Here is a 19,866-nt window from a genome sequence, read left to right as displayed (position 1 = left end):
CCGGCTCAATCCATCCGGTATGACTGCCGGTTGCCGGCGGCATCCGTGAGCTCCACCGTTCTGACCGCCGCCGATTTCAGCTCTCGGCGGGAAACGGGAACCGAGCCCCGATAGGTTTGCGTGGCACGGTTGAAGCGGAGCACCGCATTGGCCGCCTGCCCGCCATGGCCCACGGTCGCCAGCGCGGTCGCCGCGAGCCCCGAAGCGTCGGAGGCGCGGATCTCGAGCGCCGCAAAGGTCCCGGCGGGGCCCTTTTCGGGGGTGAGCTTCGCCGCCACCAGCCGGGGCGGATCCTTGTCGAGCGTGACCGTGAACCGGGCCACGTCGGTGTTGCCCAGCGTGTCGGTGGCGACGAGCTCGATCGGGTTGTCCCCGGCGCGCAGGCTGATTGTCTCGGCGAAGGCGCCATCCCTCAGCCCGACCGCGCCGCCGTTGAGGCGGAGCGTCGCCCCGGTCTTGGCAATCCGCCCCCTGATGGGCAGCGTTTCGGATGCGGTGAGCCGGGGCAACTCCTCCGCAAGCGTGATGGTCGGCCGCTCGCGGTCGACCACGATGTCGAAGCTGTGCGAAGTGCGGAAACCCGACGGGGCGGTCACGATCACCGAGAGCGCTTCCGTGTCAGCGCCGAGGCCGATATTGAGGGCGAAGCGGCCGGCCGGATCGCTGGCTGTCGATCCGCGGGGAGCGCCGTCGGCGCCGACGACATCGATGCGGGTCGTCGGCGTGGTGTGGCCGATGAGGGACACGACATCGCCGCTGCTCAGGATCCGGCCTGCCGGATCCCGGGGCACCGACGCATCCAGGACCACCGCCTCGGACCGGTCCGGCATGTAGCGGATCCCGCGCATCAGCCGGGTGACGTTGCCGGCGGCGTCGGCGGCCACGACCTCGACCCGGTTTTCCCCCTCGCTGGCCGTCATCGGCCCGGCGAACCGCCCCGAGGCGGCCACTTCGACCGGCCGGCCGTTCACCGCGACGGTTGCGCCGGGCTCCGTCTCGCCCCGGATCTCGATCGCGGCGTCGCGCTCGATCGCTCCCTCGCCCGGTGCGTCGAGCCTCAGGAAGGGCGGGGCAGTGTCCATCGCCACGCTGAATCGCCAGGGAGCGCTCCGCTGTCCTGGCAAGCCGAAGGCATCGAGGGCGGAGACCCGCCAGTAGTACGTGCCGGGAGGCAGGTCCTCGACACGGAAGGTCGGTTTCGCAAGGCCGAACTCCGAAACAAGCATGCCGTCGAATGACTGGTCGGCCCCGATCTCGAGCCAGTAGCCCCCGGCATCCGGGGAGCCGGACCAAGCGAGATCGAATGGCGGGTTGTAGACGACGCCGTCATCCGCGGGCGCCGACAGCCGAGGCGCGCCGAGGACATTGCGCTTCTCGGTAATATCGCCATCCGCGGAGAGGACGAGGCCCTCGTTCCGCCCGAGCACGACCGTCTCGCCGCTGGCCGCGACCGAGACGGGGCGATCGTCATAGTTGGCGAACTTGGCACCGGCATCGCCACTGCTGACCCAGAAGTCGCCGGACTCGATGCGGGCCTTGGCCTCGGGAATGTCGACGGCAAAGCTCGTGCGGTCGCTTTCTCCGGCCAGAAGGGCGTAGAGATCGCCCTCGATCAGGCTGACCTTCGCCTCCTCATGCTTGGTCAGCGGGTCGTAGCGCATCTCCTGGATGACGGCGTTCGAGTTGGCGTTGAGCCTGAGCCGGCTGGCGTCCCGGAAGGTCAGCTGCGCCGTCGAATCCGACAGGGTGCGAACCTTTTCCTGCTCCACCAGGACGGCGCGGAGTTGGGCATCGTTCCATCCGAGGTCCTTCGGCTTCTGGGCTTCGACCCATCCGTTCCTGTCGCTCAGCAGTGCCTCAGCCGCCTCGTCGCGCCGTTCTCTCGACAGGGCGAGGGCCTTCGCAGCTTCCGAGTGAGATTTGAGGGCGAGGTCTTTGGCGTCGCCCCAGAGGCGCTCAACGCGACGGTCGAGCGCCCGGTCGTAGAGATCGATGGCGTCCTTGATCTCATCCGGCGCGAAGAGTTGCGCACCGGCGAGGTTCGCCAGCCTGATCTGGTCGGCGCAGCGCGTCAGGGTGCGTTCGGCGGCGGCGATCAGATCTACCGGCACCCGCAGCAGCTGGCCCGACGGCAGCTGCGCGACTGAAGCGATGTCGGAAGCCTTGAGAATCTCGGGCCAGAGATCAGGGTCGCCCAGATACTGCTCGGAAAGCTGTCGGAGAGTCTGGTTCGGCTGGAGTTGAACCTCGATGGTCTCGGCCTTGGCGGCCGGGGGCGAAATTGCCAAGGCAAGCACAACAATGGCAGGGAGGACGGGAGCTGCCCACTCAGCCAGGCTGGCGACGAAGGCACGCTTCGAGAATGCCCCGTACTCTTGCACAAGGCTCCCCGAAACCTTTGTCGACCCCTTGGCCGGAGCAAGCAGCAAGAATGCGACTGTTTGTTTCATATTTTGAATTCAGAGTTGCAATTAATTCTTCCTTGAGAACGATAGGAGCGTCAACCCGGAAGTAGGAATAAATGTGAGTTATTTCCTGTAGGCAGGAGGGTTCAAGACTGGATGTTCGCTCGAAATCCCGTCGGCCCTGGCCGAACGAATGACCTCGATCCACTCCGTTTTCAGAGATTTGCGCGCGTATGCGCATTGACATACGCGGCGTATGTTCCGATATGGCGACATACGGGGCGTATCTGAGTGCTCGTCCCAGTCAGGACCAGAACCCGAAGCCCGGCGATCGTCGCGACGGCAGGAAGGTCAGGTCTGTCTCAAAGGAGTGAAAGCGATGGCCAGACGCGAAGCGGTTTTCCCTGCCGGGCGGCAGGCGCTCTACGAGATCAACCGCTATTCGGCGGCGATCCGCTCGGGCGATCTGCTGTTCGTCTCGGGCCAGGTCGGCAGCCGCGAGGACGGGTCGCCCGAGCCGGATTTCGCCAAGCAGGTCCAGCTCGCCTTCGACAATCTCACGGCCGTGCTGAAGGCTGCCGGCTGCAGCTTCGAGGACGTCGTCGATATCACCAGCTTCCACACCGACCCGGCCGCGCAGTGGGAGACGTTCAATACGATCCGGCTGAAGACGATCGGCGAGCCGCCCTATCCGAACTGGACCGCGGTGGGCGTGAACTGGCTGGCGGGCTTCGATTTCGAGATCAAGGTCATCGCGCGCATCCCGCAGGCGGCCTGATCGCCCGCGGCCCGTCCTCTGCCAGCGAGATATTGACCCGTCATGGCGAGCCCCGAAGGGGCGTCGCCATCCAGGGGCCGGTGCCAGCGGCCCTGGATGGCCACGGCGCTACGGGCTTCGCCATGACGAAAGGAAGTAGGGCCGGAGAGTCGATCAAAGGCCGTCGATAATCCATCGTCGCCAAAGGGGCGCGCCGATTCCGTCGGCGCGCCCCTTTTTCGTTGCCCGCCGACAAAGCGCTTGACGCCGTCCACAAACCCCGCTTTCTTGAACGGAAGAAATTTCAGTCATTGAAATATACATCAACAACCGGCCGTGCAGGACGCCGCCGGGATCAGGGGAGGATGAATGATGACGACACTTCGCGCACGGTTCCTGGCGGGCGCCGCCCTGGCGATGGCCCTGTCCGGCGCGTCGGTGGCCCCGGCGAATGCCGCGGAGCCGTTCCGCTGCGCGCCCGGCGAGCTCTACGCCATGAACGTGATGGTCTCGGGCGTCGAGTACTGGTTCCCGGTCTACGAGATGTTCAAGCAGGCCGGCAAACAGATGGGCTGCGAGACCATCTACACCGGCACGCCCGACTATGACGTGACCAAGCAGATCGCCAGCTTCGACCAGATCCTGGCCCGCCAGCCCAAGGGCATCCTGGTGCATCCGATGAACTCCGACCCGTTCATCGAGCCGATCAACCGGGCGATGGAGCAGGGCACGGCGATCGTCACCTTCGCCGCGGATTCGCCGAACTCGAACCGTACCGCCTTCATCACCTCGAACAACGACCTCGAGGGCAAGGGCGCCGCCGATGCGGTGGCCGAGGCGATGGGCGGCAAGGGCGAATACGGCGTGCTGGAGAATCCGGGCCAGGACAACCACGACCGCCGCGTCGCCGCCTTCATCAAGCGGATGGAGGAGAAGTGGCCGGACATGAAGCTGGTCGCCCGCGCCGCCTCGAACCAGGACCCGAACAAGGCCTACCAGGCCGTGCTGTCGATGGCCCAGGCCAACCCCGATCTCGGCGCGCTGTTCATGCCGGAGGCGAACTCGGCCCTCGGCGCCGCCCAGGCCAGCGTCGAGCTCGGCGGCAAGATCAAGGTCATGACCGCCGACGTGAACGCCAAGATCCTCGACATGATCAAGGCCGGCCAGGTCTTCGGCTCGGTCAACCCGAACCAGGGCATGCAGGGCTATATGGGCTTCATGGCGCTGTACATGGCCGCGCATCCGGAGCTGATCGACCCGATGAACGACGCCAAGAGCGCCGGGCGCAACCCGATGGTGATCCCGTTCATCGACAATGGCTACGCCGTGGTCACGGCGGCCAATGCCGACGAGTTCTACTGGGACAAGTACCTGAAGCGCCGCGGCACCAAGGGCATCGAGGAATAACCGCTGCCCGACCGCCGGCCGGGACCGCCCTGGCCGGCCTCCGCGACCCAGGAAAGCCGTCGACGTGACCGCACCGCCGCTCCTCTCCGTCCACGACATCGCCAAGAGCTTCGGCCCGGTCCGCGCGCTGTCCGGCGTGCGGTTCGAGCTGCGCGCCGGCGAGGTGCACGCCCTGATGGGCGAGAACGGCGCCGGCAAGTCGACGCTGATGAACGTGCTGGGCGGCGTGCACCAGCCCGACCGCGGCACGGTCAGCCTGGACGGCAGGCCGGTGCGGATCCCCAGCCCGGCCGCGGCCCAGGCGCTGGGCATCGGCCTGGTGCACCAGGAGATCGCGCTGTGCCCCGACGCCACGGTGGCCGAGAACATCTTCATGGCGGAGACCAATAGCCGCCGCGGCGTCAGGCGCGGCCTGTGGATGGACACGCGCGACCTGAAGCGGCGGGCCGAGGCGGTGCTGGCCAGCCTGCATCCGGTGCCGGTCGATGTGCGGGCCGCCGAGCTGCCGATCGCCAGCCAGCAGATCGTCGAGATCGCCAAGGCCCTGACGCTGAACTGCCGGGTGCTGATCCTGGACGAGCCGACGGCGGCGCTGACCGAGGCGGAGGCCGAGGCGCTGTTCGCCATCATCCGCGGCCTGCAGGCGCGGGGGATCGGCATCATCTATATCAGCCACCGCATGGCCGAGATCTTCGCCATCGCCGACCGCATCACCGTGTTCCGCGACGGCGCCTATGTCGAGACGCTGCCGACCGCGGCGACGACGCCGGAGCAGGTGGCGGCCAAGATGGTCGGCCGGCCGCTGCTCGACCTGTATCCGCCGCGCCGGGGGCCGGCCGTCGCGGCCCCGCTGCTCAAGGTCGAGGGCCTGTCTGATGGCGGCATCGTCCGCGATGTCGGCTTCGAGGTCCGGCCGGGCGAGATCGTCGGCCTGGGCGGGCTGATCGGTTCCGGCCGCACCGAGACGGTGCAGGCGATCTGCGGCCTGGCCCGGCGCGCCGCCGGAAAGGTCATGTGCGACGGCGCCGAGGTGCCGGCGGGCGACTACCCCGCCGCGGTGCGGCAGGGGCTGGCCTATCTCAGCGAGGACAGGAAGGGCAACGGCGTCTTCCTCGACCTGCCGATCGCCCAGACCATCTCATCGCTCGACCTGCGTCTGGTGTCGGGCCGGGTCATGGTCAGCCGCCGGCGCGAGGCGGCGTTGGCCGAGACGATGCGCCAGCGCCTGGGCATCCGCTGTGCCGGCGTGCAGCAGCCGGTGGCGACGCTCAGCGGCGGCAATCAGCAGAAGGTGGCGCTGGCCCGCCTCTTGGCGGTCAACCCCCGCGTGCTGTTCGTCGACGAGCCGACGCGCGGCGTCGACATCGGCGCCAAGGCGCAGATCTACGCCATCCTGCGCGAGCTCGCCGACCAGGGCGCCGGCATCGTCGCCATCTCGTCCGAGCTACCGGAGCTGATCGGCATCAGCGACCGCATCCTGGTCCTGCATGAAGGCCGCCTGGCGGGCGAGCTGGGGCCCGGCGAGATGAGCGAGGAGGCGATCATGCATTTGGCCTCGGGCCTCGGATTCCAAGAGAGCGGGCAGGGCGCGACGCGCCGTGCCGCCATGGGAGACATCAGATGAGCATGGCCGCCGTGACGCCGATGATGCGCGTCGTCCGGGTCCGCGAATTCGGCCTCCTGGCCATCATCGCCCTGCTGTTCGTGGCGATGAGCTTCGCCTCGCCCTATTTCCTGACCCTGTCGAACATGCGGGCGATCCTCTTGTCCTTCTCGATCGAGGGGATCGTGGTCATCGGCATGACCATCCTCCTGATCGTCGGCGGCATCGACCTGTCGGTCGGGTCGGTGGTGTGCCTGTCGATGGTGATCGGCGGCACGCTGTTCCTGGCCGGGCTCGACCCCTGGTCGGCCAGCCTGATCGCGGTCGCGTGCTGCGGCGCCATCGGCTTCCTGATGGGGCTGTGCGTCACTCGCATCGGGCTGCATTTCTTCATCGTGTCGCTGGCCTTCATGGTGATCACCCGCGGCCTCAGCCTGCTGCTGACCCAGGGCACGCCGCAGTCGCTGTTCTCGCTGCCGAAAGAGTTCAAGTTCGTCGGCCAGGGCAGCGTCGGCGGCCTGCCCTTCGTGATCCTGATCTTCCTGGTGCTGATCGCCGTGTTCGACGTGCTGCTGCGCAAGTCGGTGCTGTTCCGGCGGGTCTACTACACCGGCAGCAACGAGAAGGCGGCCCGCTTCTCCGGCATCGACACCAGGCGCACCAAGATCATCTGCGCCACGCTGTGCAGCACGCTGGCCGGCGTCGCGGGCGTGATCTACATGGCCCGGTTCGGCGCGGCCACCCCGCAATTCGGCGTCGGCATGGAGCTCAGCGTGATCGCCGCCGCGGTGATCGGCGGGGCCAGCCTGAACGGCGGGGCCGGCACCATCGCCGGCGCGGTGCTGGGGGCGGCCTTGCTGTCGCTGGTCACCTCCTCGCTGATCCTGCTCAACGTGCCGGTGTACTGGCAGGACATCATCCGCGGCGCCATCCTGCTGGTGGCGGTGACGATCGATCACCTCCTCAACATGAACAAAGCCCGGGGCTGAGACCGATGCCGCGCCCGCTCTACAGCGAATCCGAGAGACTGCGAAACATCCACCGCGTCCTGGTCATGTTCTACCAGGAGCACCGCTCCCAGGCGGATATCGCGGCGGAGATCGGCATTTCGCCGGCCAGCGTCAACCGCATGATCCGCGAGGGGCATGAGCGCGGGCTGGTCGACATCCGCATCCGCTCGCCCTTCGACGCGGAGGAGGGGCTGTCGGCCACTTTGCGTCGCCTCGGCGGCCTCGATTCGGCCGTAGCGGTGCCCGCGGTCTCGACCGACCCGGCGATCGTGCTGAAGGCGGCGGCCGAGGCGGCGGCGACCACGCTGCTGGAGGGCCTGGCCGACGGCATGACCATCGCCGTCTCCGGCGGCGTCGCCCTCTGCGCCACGATCGAGGCGCTGGCCCCGCCGCGGGCCTATGACGTCCGCGTGGTGCCGGCCACCGGCGGCGTCCAGGGCAAGTTCCGCACCGACGTCAACCATGTCGCCGTCGCCCTGGCGGAGAAGCTGGGCGGCAGGGCCTACCAGCTGCACGCCCCGATCTTCGCAGCGAACGAGGCGGAGCGGGCGGCGCTGCTGTCGGTGTCGACCATCCGCGGCGTGCTCGACATGGCGCGGTCCGCTGATGTCGCGCTGTTCGGCATCGGCTCGGTGCGCGACGAGCACGCCACCTACCTGACCCTGTCGGACACCGCCGACCGCGGCGCGATCGAGCGGGTGGGGGCCGAGGCGGAGCTGCTGGCCCATCTGCTCGACCATGATGGCCGGCCTTGCGACCACCCGTCGAACCGCCGGCTGGTGGCGCTGACGCTGGACGAGCTGGCGGGGATCCCGCGGCGCATCGCCGTCGCCTCGGGCGAACGCAAGGTCGAGGCCATCGCCGCGGTGCTGCGCGGCGGCGCGCTGGGCCATTTGATCACGGATGACCGGACGGCGCGTGCGGTCGTCGACAAGCTGGAGGGCAAGGATGCAGATGCAGCGTGAGATCGGGGCCAGCGGGATCCCTGCCAGCGCGGTGGGGCTGGGCACGTGGGCCATGGGCGGCTGGCTGTGGGGCGGCGGCGACGACGACGCCTCGGTCGCGGCGATCCGCGCCGCGCTCGACGCCGGCGTCACCCTGGTCGACACCGCCCCGGCCTATGGGTTGGGCCGGGCCGAGCAGCTGGTCGGCCGGGCGATCGAGGGACGGCGCGACGAGGTCGTGCTGGTGACCAAATGCGGCCTGGTCTGGGACACCGACAAGGGCCGCCCCTTCGTCGGCCAGGACGACAAGACCATCCACCGCTATCTCGGCGCGGAATCGGTGCGGCAGGAGCTGGAGGCCAGCCTGCGCCGCCTGCGCACCGACCATGTCGACTTGCTGATCACCCATTGGCAGGACCCGACGACCCCGATCGCCGAGACCATGGAGGCCCTCTTGGCGCTCAAGGCCGAGGGCAAGGCCAGGGCGATCGGCATCAGCAACGCCAGCGTCGAGGACCTCGCCGCCTACCGCGCCGCCGGGCCGGTCGACTGCGTGCAGGAGGCGTACAACATGCTCGACCGCGGGCTGGAGCGGACGCTGCTCCCACCCTGCCGCGACGCCGGCATCGCCGTGATCAGCTATTCCAGCCTGGCGCTGGGCCTGCTGACCGGCCGGATCGGGCCGGAGCGCGCCTTCGACGGCGACGATCTGCGCCGCACCAACCCGCGCTTCTCGGCCGAGAACCGCCGGCTCGTCGCCGCCTTCGCCGCCGATCTCGGCGGCATCGCCCGCGACCATGGCGTGGCGGTCGCCGATGTGGTGATCGCCTGGACCCTGGCGCAGCCCGGCATCACCTTCGCCCTGTGCGGCGCCCGCAACGCCGACCAGGCCCGGGCGAATGCGCGGGCGGGCGAACTGCGCCTGGCGGCGGACGAGCTGGCGGCGATCGACCGCGCCATCGCCACCCATCTCGGCCCGGTCGCGGCGGCCGCGTAGGACTGGCTCCAGCGAATGTCCACTTTGCAGATCTTCGGCAACGCTCAGATTGCCTCTCCCGCTTGCGGGAGAGGTCGGAGACGCGAAGCGGCTCCGGGTGAGGGCCCTTTGTCGAGGCCTGGACCAGCCCTCACCCGGTCTCGCTGCGCGAGCCCGACCTCTCCCGCCAGGCGGGAGAGGCAATCGGGATGGGTCGTCCGAGTTCCCCATCAGCCCGCCGCGAGTGAGGACACGACACGATGACCGGCAATGGCTCGGCCATCCCCCAGCGGGCCATCCCCGAGCGGGCCGATGTCCTGGTGATCGGCGGCGGCATCAACGGCATCAGCACCTTCCGCGAGCTGGCGCTGCAGGGCATCGATGTGGTGCTGGTCGAGCGCGACGATTTCTGCTCCGGCGCCAGCGCCGCCCTGTCCCGCATGGTGCATGGCGGCCTGCGCTACCTGGAGAACGGGGAGTTCCGGCTGGTCCGCCAGTCGCTGCAGGAGCGCGACCGGCTGCTGCGCAACGCGCCGCACTACGTCTCGCCGCTGCCGACTTTGGTGCCGGTGACGGCCCGGCTGCGCGGCACGCTGGCGACGATCGGCGCCTTTCTGGGAATCGCCGAGCGGCCGCAGGCGCGGCCTGGGCTGATGATCCGCACCGGCCTCGCCCTCTACGACCTCCTGTCCTGGCGCAGCCGGACCATGCCGCGGCATCGCGGCATCGGCCGGGCGAAGCTGCAGCGGCTGGCGAAGGGGATCACCCGCCGGGCGGTGGCGGGGGTGCTGTACTACGACGCCCGCGTCACCCACCCCGAGCGGCTGGGCATCGAGCTGCTGCTCGACACCGAGGCCGAGACCGGCGCCCGCGCCTTCTCCTACACCGAGATCACCGGCCGCGACGGCGACGGCCTGGCCTGGCGCGACCGGATCACCGGCGCCAGCGGGCGGATCGCGCCGCGGGTGGTGGTCAACGCCACCGGCGCCTGGGTCGACGTGGTGGGCGGCGCCATCGGCCCGGCCAGCAACCGCCGCCGGGTCCAGGGCACCAAGGGCTCGCATCTGATGATCCGCAACCAGGCGCTGCAGGAGGCGCTGGGCGACCGGATGATCTATTTCGAGAATGGCGACGGCCGCATCTGCATCGCCTTCAACCATGCCGGCGCCGCCATGGTCGGGTCCACCGACATCCGGGTCGACGACCCCGACGACGCGGTCTGCCTGGACGATGAGAAGCGCTACATGCTGGAAGCGCTCGGTGGCATCTTCCCGGAGCTGGCGGTGCGCGAGGACGAGATCGTCCATGTCTTCACCGGCGTCCGGCCCCTGCCGGTCAGCGAGGACGAGGCGACCGGGCGGATCAGCCGCGACCATGCGGTCGAGGTCGAGGCGGCGGGCAGGCTGCCCTTCGCCGTGCTGACCCTGATCGGCGGCAAATGGACCACCTTCCGCGCCTTCGGCGAGGAGGTCGCCGACCTGGCCCTGGCCCAGCTCGGCCGGCCGCGCCGGGTCGGCACCCATGATTTGGCGATCGGCGGCGGCCGGGGTTTCCCGCGCGACGCCGAGGCCCGGTCGCGCTGGCAGCGGGACCAGGCCGCCGCCGCCGGCCTGCCGCTGGCCCGCTTCCGGGATCTGAGCGAGCGCTACGGCAGCCGCGCCGTCGCCGTCGCCCGCTTCCTCGGGCAAGGGCAGGACGCGCCGGTCGCCGCCGCGCCCGACTACTCGCGGCGCGAGCTGCAATACCTGATCGAGACCGAACGAGTGCGCGACATCGGCGATCTGCTGCTGCGCCGCACCCTGCTGGGCATGGAAGGCCGGATCACCTCGGCCCTGGTGGCGGAGGCCGGCGATCTGGTCGCCTCCGCCCTGGGCTGGAGCGAGGCCGAGACCACCGCCGCCGCCGCTCGCTTCGACGACATCATGGCCCGCCGCCACCGCGTGCAGGCCGGGCAACACTGAGGGAACTCCGATGTATCTGACCAAGAAGGTCCGCCTGAACCGGCTGATGCGCAACGGCCGCTGCCTCGACGTCGCCATCGACCACGGCGTCTGCAACGAGCCGTCCTTCATGGCCGGGCTGGAGGACATGGCCGGCGTGGTCCGCATGCTGGCCGAGGCCGGGCCGGACGCGATCCAGATGAATTACGGCCAGGCCGACCTGCTGCAGTCGATGCCGGGGCAGGGGCGGCCGGCGCTGGTGATGCGGGTCGATATGGGCAACCCCTACAACCGCCAGCGCCATCGCGAGATGTGGGCGCTGCTGCAGAACGAGGCCGACCCGATCCTGCCGGCGCTGCGGCTTGACGCGGCCTGCGTGGTGGTGAACCTGTTCATGTTGCCGGACGAGCCGGGGCTGTTCCGGCAATGCGTGCAGAACATCAGCCGGCTCGGCAATGACTGCGAGAGATACGGCATGCCGCTGATGATCGAGCCGCTGGTGATGCAGCCGAACGAGCGCGGCGGCTACCTGGTCGACGGCGACGCCGAGAAGATCGTCACCCTGGTCCGGCTGGCGCGCGAGCTGGGGGCCGACATCGTCAAGGCCGACCCGACCGACGACCCGGCCGATTTCCGCCATGTGGTCCAGGCGGCACGCTGCCCGGTGCTGGTGCGCGGCGGCGGCAAGGCCGACCTGCGGCGGGTGTTCGACACCTCCGCCGCGCTGATGGCCCAGGGCGCGCATGGCATGGTCTATGGCCGCAACATCTACCAGCACGACAATCCGGGCGCCGTGGTGGCGGCGCTGATGGCGATGATCCATGACGGCGCCGACGGCGACGCCGCCTGGGCGATCTACCGCAACGGGGGCGGGCGATGAGCGCCTGGCTGGGCATCGACGCCGGCAACACCGGGGTCAAGGCGCTGCTGTTCGACGATGCGGGGCGCGAGCTGGCTTGCGCCCATCGCGACACCGGCGGCCACAGCCCGGAGCCGGGCATGGTCGAGCGCGACATCGGCCGCCTGCGCGCCGACCTCGCCGACCTCGTCCGCGAGCTGCTGGACAAGAGCGGCCTGCACGGCCGCGACATCGCCGGCATCGGCACCTCGGGCCATGGCAACGGCCTCTACCTGCTCGACTCCGAGGGCGGGCCGCTGGCGGCGATCCAGTCGCTCGATAGCCGCACCGCCGGGCTGGTCGAGGAGTGGACGGCCGCCGGGGTGGGGGAGGCGGCGGCGGCGATCTGCCTGCAGCGGCCCTGGCCGTCGCAGACCCCGGCGCTGTTGGCCTGGATGGCGCGGCACCGGCCGCAGCTGCTGGACCGCGCCGCCCATGTGCTGATGTGCAAGGACCTAGTGGTCCATGCCCTGACCGGGCGGGTGTCGACCGACATCACCGATATGGGCGGGGCCGGGCTGCTGCGCCTGCCCGACAACCGCTACGACGACGGGCTGCTCGCGGTCTACGGCCTCGGCGGCGTCGCCGCCAAGCTGCCGCCGCTGCACTGGCCGACCGACCGGGTCGGCACGGTGTCGGCGGAGGCCGCTTCGCGCACCGGCCTGGCCGAGGGCACGCCGGTGGTGGCCGGCTTCTTCGACGTGGTGGCCAGCGCCGTCGGCGCCGGCGTCACCCGGCCGGGCCAGGCCTCGATCATCCTCGGCACCTGGAGCATCAACCAGGTGGTGGTCGACGCGCCGCTGGACGGGGTGTTCATGTCGGCCGGCATGGCGCCCGGCCGCTTCCTGTCGATGGAGAACTCCGCCACCTCGGCGGCCAATCTCGAATGGCTGGCCCATCACCTGCTGGCGCAGGATGCCCGGCGGGACGGCGGCAGCGCCTTCGCTTTGGCCGACGCCCTGGCCGCGGCGGCGCCGCCCAAGGCCGGCGGCCCGATGTACCACCCCTATCTCTACGGCGCGGCGGGCGAGCCCGCGGCGCGGGCCGGCTTCTTCGGCCTGGCCGGCTGGCACGACGGCGGCGACATGGTGCGGGCGGTGTTCGAGGGCGTCGCTTTCGCCCATCTCGCCCATGTCGAGAAGCTGCTCGCCGCCGGCGCCCGGCTGCGCGGCATCACCATCTCCGGCGGCGGCGCCCGCAGCCCGGTCTGGCCGCAGATGATCGCCGACGTGCTGCGGATGCCCGTCAGGGTCGCGGCGCAGGCGGAGACGGGAGCGCTGGGCGCCGCCATGGCCGCCGCGGTCGGCGCCGGCCGCTTCGCCGGCCTCGACGAGGCCGCGGCCGCGATGGTGGCGCCGTCACGGGAGATCGTGCCGGATCCCGGCCTGGCCGGCTTCTATCGCCGCCGCTTCGCCCTGTGGCAGGCGGTCGGCAAAAGCCTGGCGCCACATTGGGCGGCCCTTCGGGACATCGGCCAGGCGTGACCTGACCGGCCCCTTCAGCCCGACTCTTGCAACCCGCTGACAGGAGACCCCCATGTCCGCGATCGCCTTGCCGCGCCTGATGCGGATCGGCGCCGGCGCCCTCGACGAGCTGCCGCAGGCCCTGGCGCAGCTCGGGCTGAAGCGGCCGGCGGTCGTCACCGACCGGTTCCTGGCCGGCAACGGCGCGCTCGACCGCCTCCGCGCCGTGCTGGCCGAAGCCGGCATCCCGGTGCGGGCCTTCACCGACACCATTCCCGACCCGACCTCGGCCGTGGTCGACGCCGCCGTGGGGTTCATCCGCGAAGGCGACCATGACTGCGTCATCGGCTTCGGCGGCGGCAGCCCGATCGATACCGCCAAGGCGGCCGCGGTCCTCGGCGTGCGGGGCGGCACCATGCGGGCGCTGAAGTCGCCGCACCAGGAGGATGCGCCGGGCCTGCCGATCATCGCAATCCCGACCACTGCCGGCACCGGCTCCGAGGCCACGCGCTTCACCATCGTCACCGACGAGGCGACGGAGGAGAAGATGCTCTGCGCCGGCCTGGCCTATCTGCCCAGCATCGCCATCGTCGATTACGAGCTGACCCTGGGCAAGCCGCGCCGGCTGACCGCCGACACCGGCATCGACGCCCTGACCCATGCGATCGAGGCCTATGTGTCGCGCCGCGCCTCGTCCTTCAGCGACGGCATGGCGCTGGCCGCCATGCGGTCGATCTGGGCCCATCTGCGCACCGCCTGCGACGACCCCGGCAACCGCGCCGCTCGGGAAGGGATGATGCTGGGCTCGCTGCAGGCCGGCATCGCCTTCTCCAACGCCTCGGTGGCGCTGGTGCACGGCATGAGCCGGCCGATCGGCGCCCATTTCCACGTCGCCCACGGCCTGTCCAACGCCATGCTGCTGCCGGTGGTGACCGAATGGTCGGCGCCGGCCGCCCTGCCGCGCTACGCCGCCTGCGCCGTGGCGATGGGGCTGGCGCGGGCGGAGGAGGGCGAGGAGGCCGCGGTCGCCCGCCTGGTCGAAGCCCTGCACCGGATCAATGCCGAGCTCGACGTGCCGACGCCGCGGGCCTATGGCCTCGACCCGCGGCGCTGGGACGGGCTGCTGCCGCTGATGGCGGAGCAGGCCCTGGCCTCGGGCTCGCCCGCCAACAACCCACGGGTGCCCGATGCCGCCGCGATCCAGGACCTCTATCGTCGCGCCTGGGGGTGAGCGGGCGCGTTGCCGGCGGCATCATCGTGCAATTGCCAAGAACAGGCCGATATGGCCTATTGCACAAAGATGACTCGAAGTACAATTGCATCAGCGCGGCCCGTCATCGCCCGTACCGGCCGGCCTGACCAGAGGGGCCGATGCCGCCATCGCCGCTGACGCCGCAGATCGCCGCCCGCATCATCGACTACGCCCGCGACCAGCCGCTGCGGGCGAACGACCATCTGCCGGCGCAGAAGCTGGCCGACGTGTTTCGCGTGTCACGGTCCCCCGTCAATGACGCGCTGAAGCTGCTCGAGGCCCGCGGCGTCGTCCGGCGCGAGGCCAATCGCGGCTTCTTCCTGGCGCAGGATCCGGCGGCGCTCGCCGCCGAGATCGCCGCCGATGCCGGCCCGGAGGCGGGGGAGGAGGCCTATTTCCAGCTCGCCGACGATCGGCTGTCCGGCCGGCTGCCGGACCGGGTCAGCGAGAACGAGATCATGCGGCGCTACGACCTGTCGCGCAGCGAGGCGATCCGGATCCTGACGCGGATGGCGCGCGAGGGGTGGGTCGAGCGCCTGCCCGGCAAGGGCTGGGGCTTCCTGCCGGTGCTGACCTCCAGCGAGGCCTATCGCATGGCCTATCAGTTCCGCATCGCCATCGAGCCCGCCGCCATCCTGCAGCCGGGCTACACGGTCGACGAGGAGGCGTTCCGCCGGGCGCGGGCGCAGCAGCAGGCCCTGCTGGACGGCGACTACCGCACGCTGTCGCGCACCAAGCTGTTCGAGATCAACTCGCAGTTCCACGAGATGATCGTCGCCGGCTCGGGCAATCTCTACTTCATCGAATCGATCAAGCGGGTGAATGCCAGCCGGCGGCTGGCGGAGTACCGCAAGACGGTCGACCGCAGCCGCCTGGTCGGCCAGTCGCTGGAGCATCTGCGCATCCTCGACCTGCTCGAGGCCGGCGATTTCGCCAAGGCGGCCGAGTTCATCCGCTTCCACCTCGACTACGCCCTCAAGCTGAAAGCCGACGGCACTCTTGGCTAGGCCCCGAGCTGTGCCGCGAGGGCTGGCGGCGTCCTCGTGTGCAAATTAAAATTGACTTATATTAATATATTATGCAATTTATCGATCATGGTCGACGCCCGCAGGACGCGGCCGCTCTCAACGCAGCGATGCCGACAAGGCCCCGGTAAGCGGCCAAGCCGGCGCCCCCTTGGCGGCGAAGACCGGGGATGGCAGGCGCGACGAATGGCGGCTGGAGATGACCTGGCGCTTCGTCGAGACCGCGTTCTGTGACACGGTGACTCCGACCTTCGGCGACCGCGACGTCCGGCTGGACCGCCGGGTCAACACCAATGCCGGGCCGCTGGAGCGGCCGACGCTGCTGGGGCGGGCGGCGTTACAACGGAGCGACGAGCTTGAGCGACGTGAAGACCATCCTCGCCTTCGGCGACAGCTTGACCTGGGGCGCCGACCCCGTGAGCGGCGGGCGCCACCGCTTCGAGGACCGCTGGCCCAGCGTGCTGGAGGCGGGGCTGGGGGGATCCGCCCGGGTGATCGCCGAGGGCCTCGGCGGGCGCACCACCATGTTCGACGATCACGGGGCGGCGGCCGACCGCAACGGCGCCCGCATCCTGCCGACGCTGCTGGGCAGCCACTCCCCCCTCGACCTCGTGGTCATCCTGCTCGGCACCAACGACCTGAAGCCGCATCTCTGCGGCACCGCCCTGGGCGCCGGCTCCGGGATCGAGCGGCTGGTCGAGATCGCCAGGACCTATCCGTATGGCGGAAATGGCCGCGTCCCGCAGGTGCTGATCGTCGCGCCGCCGCTGTTCGGCGAGACCGTGGCCGGCGACTGGCAGCCGGCCGGCGGCCGCAGCATCGCCGAATCGCAGAAGCTGGCCCCGCGCTACCGCGACGCCGCGGAGCATTGCGGCTGCGCCTTCTTCGACGCGGCGGGCGTGGCGGTGGCGTCGCCGGTCGACGGCGTGCATCTCGATGCCGCCAACACCCGGGCGATCGGCGAGGCGCTGGTGCCGGTGGCCCGGCGGCTGCTGGCGGAGCGCTGACCAGACCGCCTGTCCAAGCCAGGCACCTATCCCGCGGTATGAGCCGACCTCGCCCTCGGTCCGGATCGCTCCGGGCCGCAGCCGCAGGATAGGCTTGCCTGTCGACCGGCGTGAGCATCCGCTCTCTCGTCGCCGGCCGGAACAGGGCATGCGATGGATCAGATGTCCGCCTCGGCGCTTTTGGCGTCCCCGCTCGCGCATCTCGATCTGGCCGGGCTCGCCGGGATCCTGGCGTGGTACCTGATCCCGAGGCGGCGGTCGAACACCCGGCTCGTGGTGCAGATCGGCTTCTTCGCGGTGATGACCACGATCCTCCTGCGCAGCAATGTCTCGCCTTTCATCCTCGAGGGCCACCGGACCGCGGACGACAGCACCCTGCTCGTCGTCTCCGCCCGGCTGCTCTGGTGGGTGCATCTGGCCTGGGCGATCATCGGCTTCGTGCGGATCTATCTCGTCCTCGATCGGCATCCCCGCGAGGCGCGGCTGCTGCAGGATCTGGTCGTCGGCACCGTCTATCTCGGCGTGGCCCTGTCGGTCCTGGCCTTCGTCTTCGGCATTCCGATCGGCACCCTGGTCGCCACTTCGGGCGTGATCGCCATCATCCTGGGCCTCGCCCTGCAGAACACGCTGGGCGACGTCTTCTCGGGCATCGCCATGACGCTGGGCCGGCCCTTCGCGATCGGCGACTGGATCGTGCTCAGCGACGGCACCGAGGGACGGGTGGTCGAGAGCACCTGGCGGTCGACCCATCTCCTGACCGGCTCGAACAACGAGGTCGTGCTGCCGAACAGCGTCCTGGCCGGGCTCGGCCTGACCAATGTCAGCCGACCCGACGAGTCGCATTCGGTGTCGCTGATCATGCGCGTCGCCCCGACGCGCATGCCGGCGATCATCGCGGACGTCATGCAAGCGGCCCTGCTCAGTTCGGAGACCGCCCTGAAGGAGCCGCCGCCGAGCGTCGCGTTGAAGGGGCTGGATGCGACGGCGCTGGAGATCGAGCTGAGCTTTCGGGTCGCCAGCCCGGCGAAACGGACACAGGCCCGGAACGAGGTCGTCGACCTGGTCTACCGCCATTGCAAGGCGGCCGGGCTGCTGCTGGCGCTGCCGCCGGGCGTCGGGATCGCCCCCCAGGATCTGCCCGCGGAGGAGACGGCCCGTCCGCCGCAGGTCTCTCCGGTCGAGCTGATCGAGGCGATGGCGATCTTCGCCGTGCTGACGCCGGAGGAGAAGCGGGCGCTGGCCGACACCGTCGTCCCGCGGGAGTACCGCAAGGGTGATGTGATCGTGCGCGAGGGAGAGGCGCTGTCCTCCCTGATGATCGTCCGCGCCGGCGTCGTCGTCATGCGCCGCGGCGGCGGCGAGGCCGGCCGGCTCGCGCCCGGCGACTTCTTCGGCGAGACCGGGCTGCTGGCCGGCATGGGGGAGGCCTGCACGCTGGAGGCCCTGACCCGCGTGACCGTCTACGAGATCGACCAGGCCGCCTTCGGACCGCTGATCGAGAACCGCCCGGCCCTGGCGGAGGATCTCGCCCACAGCCTGTCCGCGCGTGTCGAGAAAGCCCGGGCGCTCGCCGGCCAGGGGCCGGCGCATGGCCGCAGCCATCATTTCTTCCTGGGGGCCATCCAGACCGTCTTCCGTAAGCGGTCGGCAGGCTGACGCAACCCATGCCGAGGTCCAGGGTCGGCTCGCCATCGGTGTGCCAAACCAGCCATCTGCACAGTGTCGGCCGGATCCTTGGTTGCCGGAGATTGCGGCGCGGCCCTCGGTGCGGCCGCGACGGCAACTCCGAGGATGATCAGATGCAGAAGCTGAGGGACAAGGTCGCGCTGGTGACCGGCGGCAACAGCGGGATCGGCCTGGCTGCCGCCAAGGCCTTCGCGGCCGAAGGCGCCCAGGTCGTGATCACCGGCCGCCGCCGGGCCGTGGTCGACCAGGCGGTGCGGGAGATCGGGTTCGGCGCGCTCGGCATCGACGGCGATGTCGCCGATCCGGCGCATCATGCCCATGTCGCGGAGGAGGTGACCCGGCGCTTCGGCCCTCTCGACATCTACATGGCCAATGCCGGGGTCAACCAGATCACGCATTCGGCCGAGGTCTCCGAGGCCGAATACGACATGCAGTTCGGCATCAACGCCCGGGGTGTGTTCTTCGGCGTCCAGAAGATGGCCCCGATCCTGCGCGACGGCGGGGCGATCATCCTGGTGGGGTCGCTCGCCAGCGAGAAGGTCCTTGCTGGCCACGCGGTATATGCCGGCTCGAAGGCGGCGATCGGCGCCTTCGCCCGCAGCTGGGCGATCGAGCTGAAGGACCGCGGCATCCGGGTCAACGTTCTGAGCCCGGGCCCGGTCGACACGGCCATTCTCGAGAAGCTGGGCGTCCCGCCCGAGGAGCGCGCCTCCTTCACCGCGGCGATGGCCGCGGGGATCGCGCTGGGCCGGCTGGGCGGACCGGACGAGCTGGCGCGGGCAGCGCTGTTCCTCGCCTCCGATGCCAGCAGCTTCGTCACCGGCATCAACCTGCGGGTCGATGGCGGCATGGCGCTGCTCTGAGCGGTTCAATTTAAACTAAGATACAATCTATCCGCGTTTGTCGTTGTGAGCCACAACTCGGACTGATAGAGTCCGCGTTATGGCTCACGTCACCGCAAGCGTCGAATACGGCATGCATTGCCTGCTCTGGCTCATCGACAAGGGTGAGACCCCGCTGAGCTGCCGCGACCTCGCCGAGCTCCAGGGCCTGTCGCCGACCTTCCTCGCCAAGATCTTCGCCAAGCTGGAAAAGGCCGGGATCGTCCGCGCGACGGAGGGCGTGCGCGGCGGCTACGTGCTCGCCCAAAAGCCGGAGGACATCAGCGTCCTCGCGGTCGTGGATGCGATCGAGGGCCGCAAGCCGCTGTTCGATTGCCAGGAAATCCGCGGCCGCTGCGCCGTGTTCGGGGACAGCCCGCCCGGCTGGGCGATGGCCGGCACCTGCTCGATCCATGCGGTGATGCTGCGGGCGGAGAAGGCGATGCGGGAGTCGCTGGCCGCCCAGTCCCTGGCCGATGTCGCGGCGACCGTCTACCGCAAGGCGCCGCCCGAATTCGCGAACGAGCTGCAGGAGTGGATCGACCACCGGGTCAATGGCCGCGGCCGCAGATCCGGCGTTGCGTCAACCGCCTCATAGAATCGGATTTGCCC

Annotated in this window: 16 protein-coding genes; 15 read left to right on the top strand and 1 reads right to left on the bottom strand. The window is 70.0% G+C overall.

The window, feature by feature from the left end; translation table 11 throughout:
• Positions 1-5 precede the first annotated feature (5 nt).
• The gene (locus FFK22_RS18590) at positions 6-2,450 is read right to left on the bottom strand and encodes a FecR domain-containing protein (protein ID WP_138889499.1); all 2,445 of its coding nucleotides are present in this window, start codon (positions 2,448-2,450) and stop codon (positions 6-8) included.
• A gap of 334 nt (positions 2,451-2,784) precedes the next feature.
• Here FFK22_RS18590 and FFK22_RS18585 point away from each other — a divergent pair, with 334 nt between their 5' ends.
• The 15 genes from FFK22_RS18585 (at position 2,785) to FFK22_RS18515 (ending at position 19,852) form a co-directional block, all read left to right on the top strand.
• Positions 2,785-3,183 carry a RidA family protein gene (locus FFK22_RS18585; protein WP_138889500.1) on the top strand — a complete coding sequence of 133 codons (399 nt, stop codon included), beginning with the start codon at positions 2,785-2,787 and terminating at the stop codon, positions 3,181-3,183.
• Between the two features lie 348 nt (positions 3,184-3,531).
• Positions 3,532-4,569: a substrate-binding domain-containing protein gene (locus FFK22_RS18580; protein WP_221938694.1), complete on the top strand. Its 1,038-nt coding sequence runs from the start codon at positions 3,532-3,534 to the stop codon at positions 4,567-4,569.
• Between the two features lie 64 nt (positions 4,570-4,633).
• On the top strand, positions 4,634-6,193 hold the full coding sequence (locus FFK22_RS18575; protein WP_138889501.1) for a sugar ABC transporter ATP-binding protein: 1,560 nt from the start codon (positions 4,634-4,636) through the stop codon (positions 6,191-6,193).
• Positions 6,190-7,161: an ABC transporter permease gene (locus FFK22_RS18570; protein WP_138889502.1), complete on the top strand. Its 972-nt coding sequence runs from the start codon at positions 6,190-6,192 to the stop codon at positions 7,159-7,161. The genes FFK22_RS18575 and FFK22_RS18570 overlap by 4 nt, the downstream gene beginning before the upstream one ends.
• A 5-nt stretch (positions 7,162-7,166) precedes the next feature.
• Complete coding sequence (locus FFK22_RS18565) at positions 7,167-8,147, top strand: sugar-binding transcriptional regulator (RefSeq protein WP_138889503.1); 981 nt, start codon at positions 7,167-7,169, stop codon at positions 8,145-8,147.
• The gene (locus tag FFK22_RS18560) at positions 8,131-9,123 is read left to right on the top strand and encodes an aldo/keto reductase (RefSeq protein ID WP_138889504.1); all 993 of its coding nucleotides are present in this window, start codon (positions 8,131-8,133) and stop codon (positions 9,121-9,123) included. Before FFK22_RS18565 ends, FFK22_RS18560 begins: the two co-directional genes overlap by 17 nt.
• Positions 9,124-9,362: 239 nt before the next feature.
• Positions 9,363-11,063: a glycerol-3-phosphate dehydrogenase/oxidase gene (locus FFK22_RS18555; RefSeq protein ID WP_138889505.1), complete on the top strand. Its 1,701-nt coding sequence runs from the start codon at positions 9,363-9,365 to the stop codon at positions 11,061-11,063.
• Positions 11,064-11,073: 10 nt separating this feature from the next.
• Positions 11,074-11,922, top strand: a complete 849-nt coding sequence (locus FFK22_RS18550; RefSeq protein WP_138889506.1) for a class I fructose-bisphosphate aldolase — start codon at positions 11,074-11,076, stop codon at positions 11,920-11,922.
• Positions 11,919-13,424 carry an FGGY-family carbohydrate kinase gene (locus FFK22_RS18545; protein ID WP_138889507.1) on the top strand — a complete coding sequence of 502 codons (1,506 nt, stop codon included), beginning with the start codon at positions 11,919-11,921 and terminating at the stop codon, positions 13,422-13,424. The genes FFK22_RS18550 and FFK22_RS18545 overlap by 4 nt, the downstream gene beginning before the upstream one ends.
• Before the next feature lie 52 nt (positions 13,425-13,476).
• Positions 13,477-14,634: an iron-containing alcohol dehydrogenase gene (locus FFK22_RS18540; RefSeq protein ID WP_138889508.1), complete on the top strand. Its 1,158-nt coding sequence runs from the start codon at positions 13,477-13,479 to the stop codon at positions 14,632-14,634.
• A 140-nt stretch (positions 14,635-14,774) separates the two neighbouring features.
• Positions 14,775-15,662: a GntR family transcriptional regulator gene (locus tag FFK22_RS18535; protein ID WP_138889509.1), complete on the top strand. Its 888-nt coding sequence runs from the start codon at positions 14,775-14,777 to the stop codon at positions 15,660-15,662.
• Between the two features lie 383 nt (positions 15,663-16,045).
• The gene (locus tag FFK22_RS18530) at positions 16,046-16,687 is read left to right on the top strand and encodes an SGNH/GDSL hydrolase family protein (protein ID WP_138889535.1); all 642 of its coding nucleotides are present in this window, start codon (positions 16,046-16,048) and stop codon (positions 16,685-16,687) included.
• A gap of 153 nt (positions 16,688-16,840) precedes the next feature.
• Positions 16,841-18,343, top strand: coding sequence for a mechanosensitive ion channel family protein (locus FFK22_RS18525; protein ID WP_221938692.1), 1,503 nt, complete (start codon positions 16,841-16,843; stop codon positions 18,341-18,343).
• Positions 18,344-18,486: 143 nt separating this feature from the next.
• A complete protein-coding gene (locus tag FFK22_RS18520) occupies positions 18,487-19,236 on the top strand; it encodes an SDR family NAD(P)-dependent oxidoreductase (protein ID WP_138889510.1) in 750 nt (249 codons plus the stop codon).
• Between the two features lie 79 nt (positions 19,237-19,315).
• Positions 19,316-19,852, top strand: a complete 537-nt coding sequence (locus FFK22_RS18515) for an Rrf2 family transcriptional regulator (RefSeq protein ID WP_138889511.1) — start codon at positions 19,316-19,318, stop codon at positions 19,850-19,852.
• Positions 19,853-19,866: the final 14 nt, after the last annotated feature.

Origin of the sequence: Mycobacterium sp. KBS0706 (genome assembly GCF_005938675.2) — a bacterium.
Classification (GTDB): Bacteria; Pseudomonadota; Alphaproteobacteria; order DSM-16000; family Inquilinaceae; genus Inquilinus.
Note: the sequence above shows the minus strand (reverse complement) of the source record. Positions and strands in the feature narration are given on the sequence as shown.

What these genes read in the sequence shown, in the direction of transcription:
- FFK22_RS18560 (WP_138889504.1), top strand. Translation starts at nt 8,131, where the DNA reads ATGCAGATGCAGCGTGAGATCGGGGCCAGCGGGATCCCTGCCAGCGCG.
- FFK22_RS18590 (WP_138889499.1), bottom strand. Translation starts at nt 2,450, where the DNA reads ATGAAACAAACAGTCGCATTCTTGCTGCTTGCTCCGGCCAAGGGGTCG.
- FFK22_RS18525 (WP_221938692.1), top strand. Translation starts at nt 16,841, where the DNA reads ATGGATCAGATGTCCGCCTCGGCGCTTTTGGCGTCCCCGCTCGCGCAT.
- FFK22_RS18535 (WP_138889509.1), top strand. Translation starts at nt 14,775, where the DNA reads ATGCCGCCATCGCCGCTGACGCCGCAGATCGCCGCCCGCATCATCGAC.
- FFK22_RS18540 (WP_138889508.1), top strand. Translation starts at nt 13,477, where the DNA reads ATGTCCGCGATCGCCTTGCCGCGCCTGATGCGGATCGGCGCCGGCGCC.
- FFK22_RS18555 (WP_138889505.1), top strand. Translation starts at nt 9,363, where the DNA reads ATGACCGGCAATGGCTCGGCCATCCCCCAGCGGGCCATCCCCGAGCGG.
- FFK22_RS18570 (WP_138889502.1), top strand. Translation starts at nt 6,190, where the DNA reads ATGAGCATGGCCGCCGTGACGCCGATGATGCGCGTCGTCCGGGTCCGC.
- FFK22_RS18585 (WP_138889500.1), top strand. Translation starts at nt 2,785, where the DNA reads ATGGCCAGACGCGAAGCGGTTTTCCCTGCCGGGCGGCAGGCGCTCTAC.
- FFK22_RS18565 (WP_138889503.1), top strand. Translation starts at nt 7,167, where the DNA reads ATGCCGCGCCCGCTCTACAGCGAATCCGAGAGACTGCGAAACATCCAC.
- FFK22_RS18515 (WP_138889511.1), top strand. Translation starts at nt 19,316, where the DNA reads ATGGCTCACGTCACCGCAAGCGTCGAATACGGCATGCATTGCCTGCTC.
- FFK22_RS18545 (WP_138889507.1), top strand. Translation starts at nt 11,919, where the DNA reads ATGAGCGCCTGGCTGGGCATCGACGCCGGCAACACCGGGGTCAAGGCG.
- FFK22_RS18520 (WP_138889510.1), top strand. Translation starts at nt 18,487, where the DNA reads ATGCAGAAGCTGAGGGACAAGGTCGCGCTGGTGACCGGCGGCAACAGC.
- FFK22_RS18550 (WP_138889506.1), top strand. Translation starts at nt 11,074, where the DNA reads ATGTATCTGACCAAGAAGGTCCGCCTGAACCGGCTGATGCGCAACGGC.
- FFK22_RS18580 (WP_221938694.1), top strand. Translation starts at nt 3,532, where the DNA reads ATGATGACGACACTTCGCGCACGGTTCCTGGCGGGCGCCGCCCTGGCG.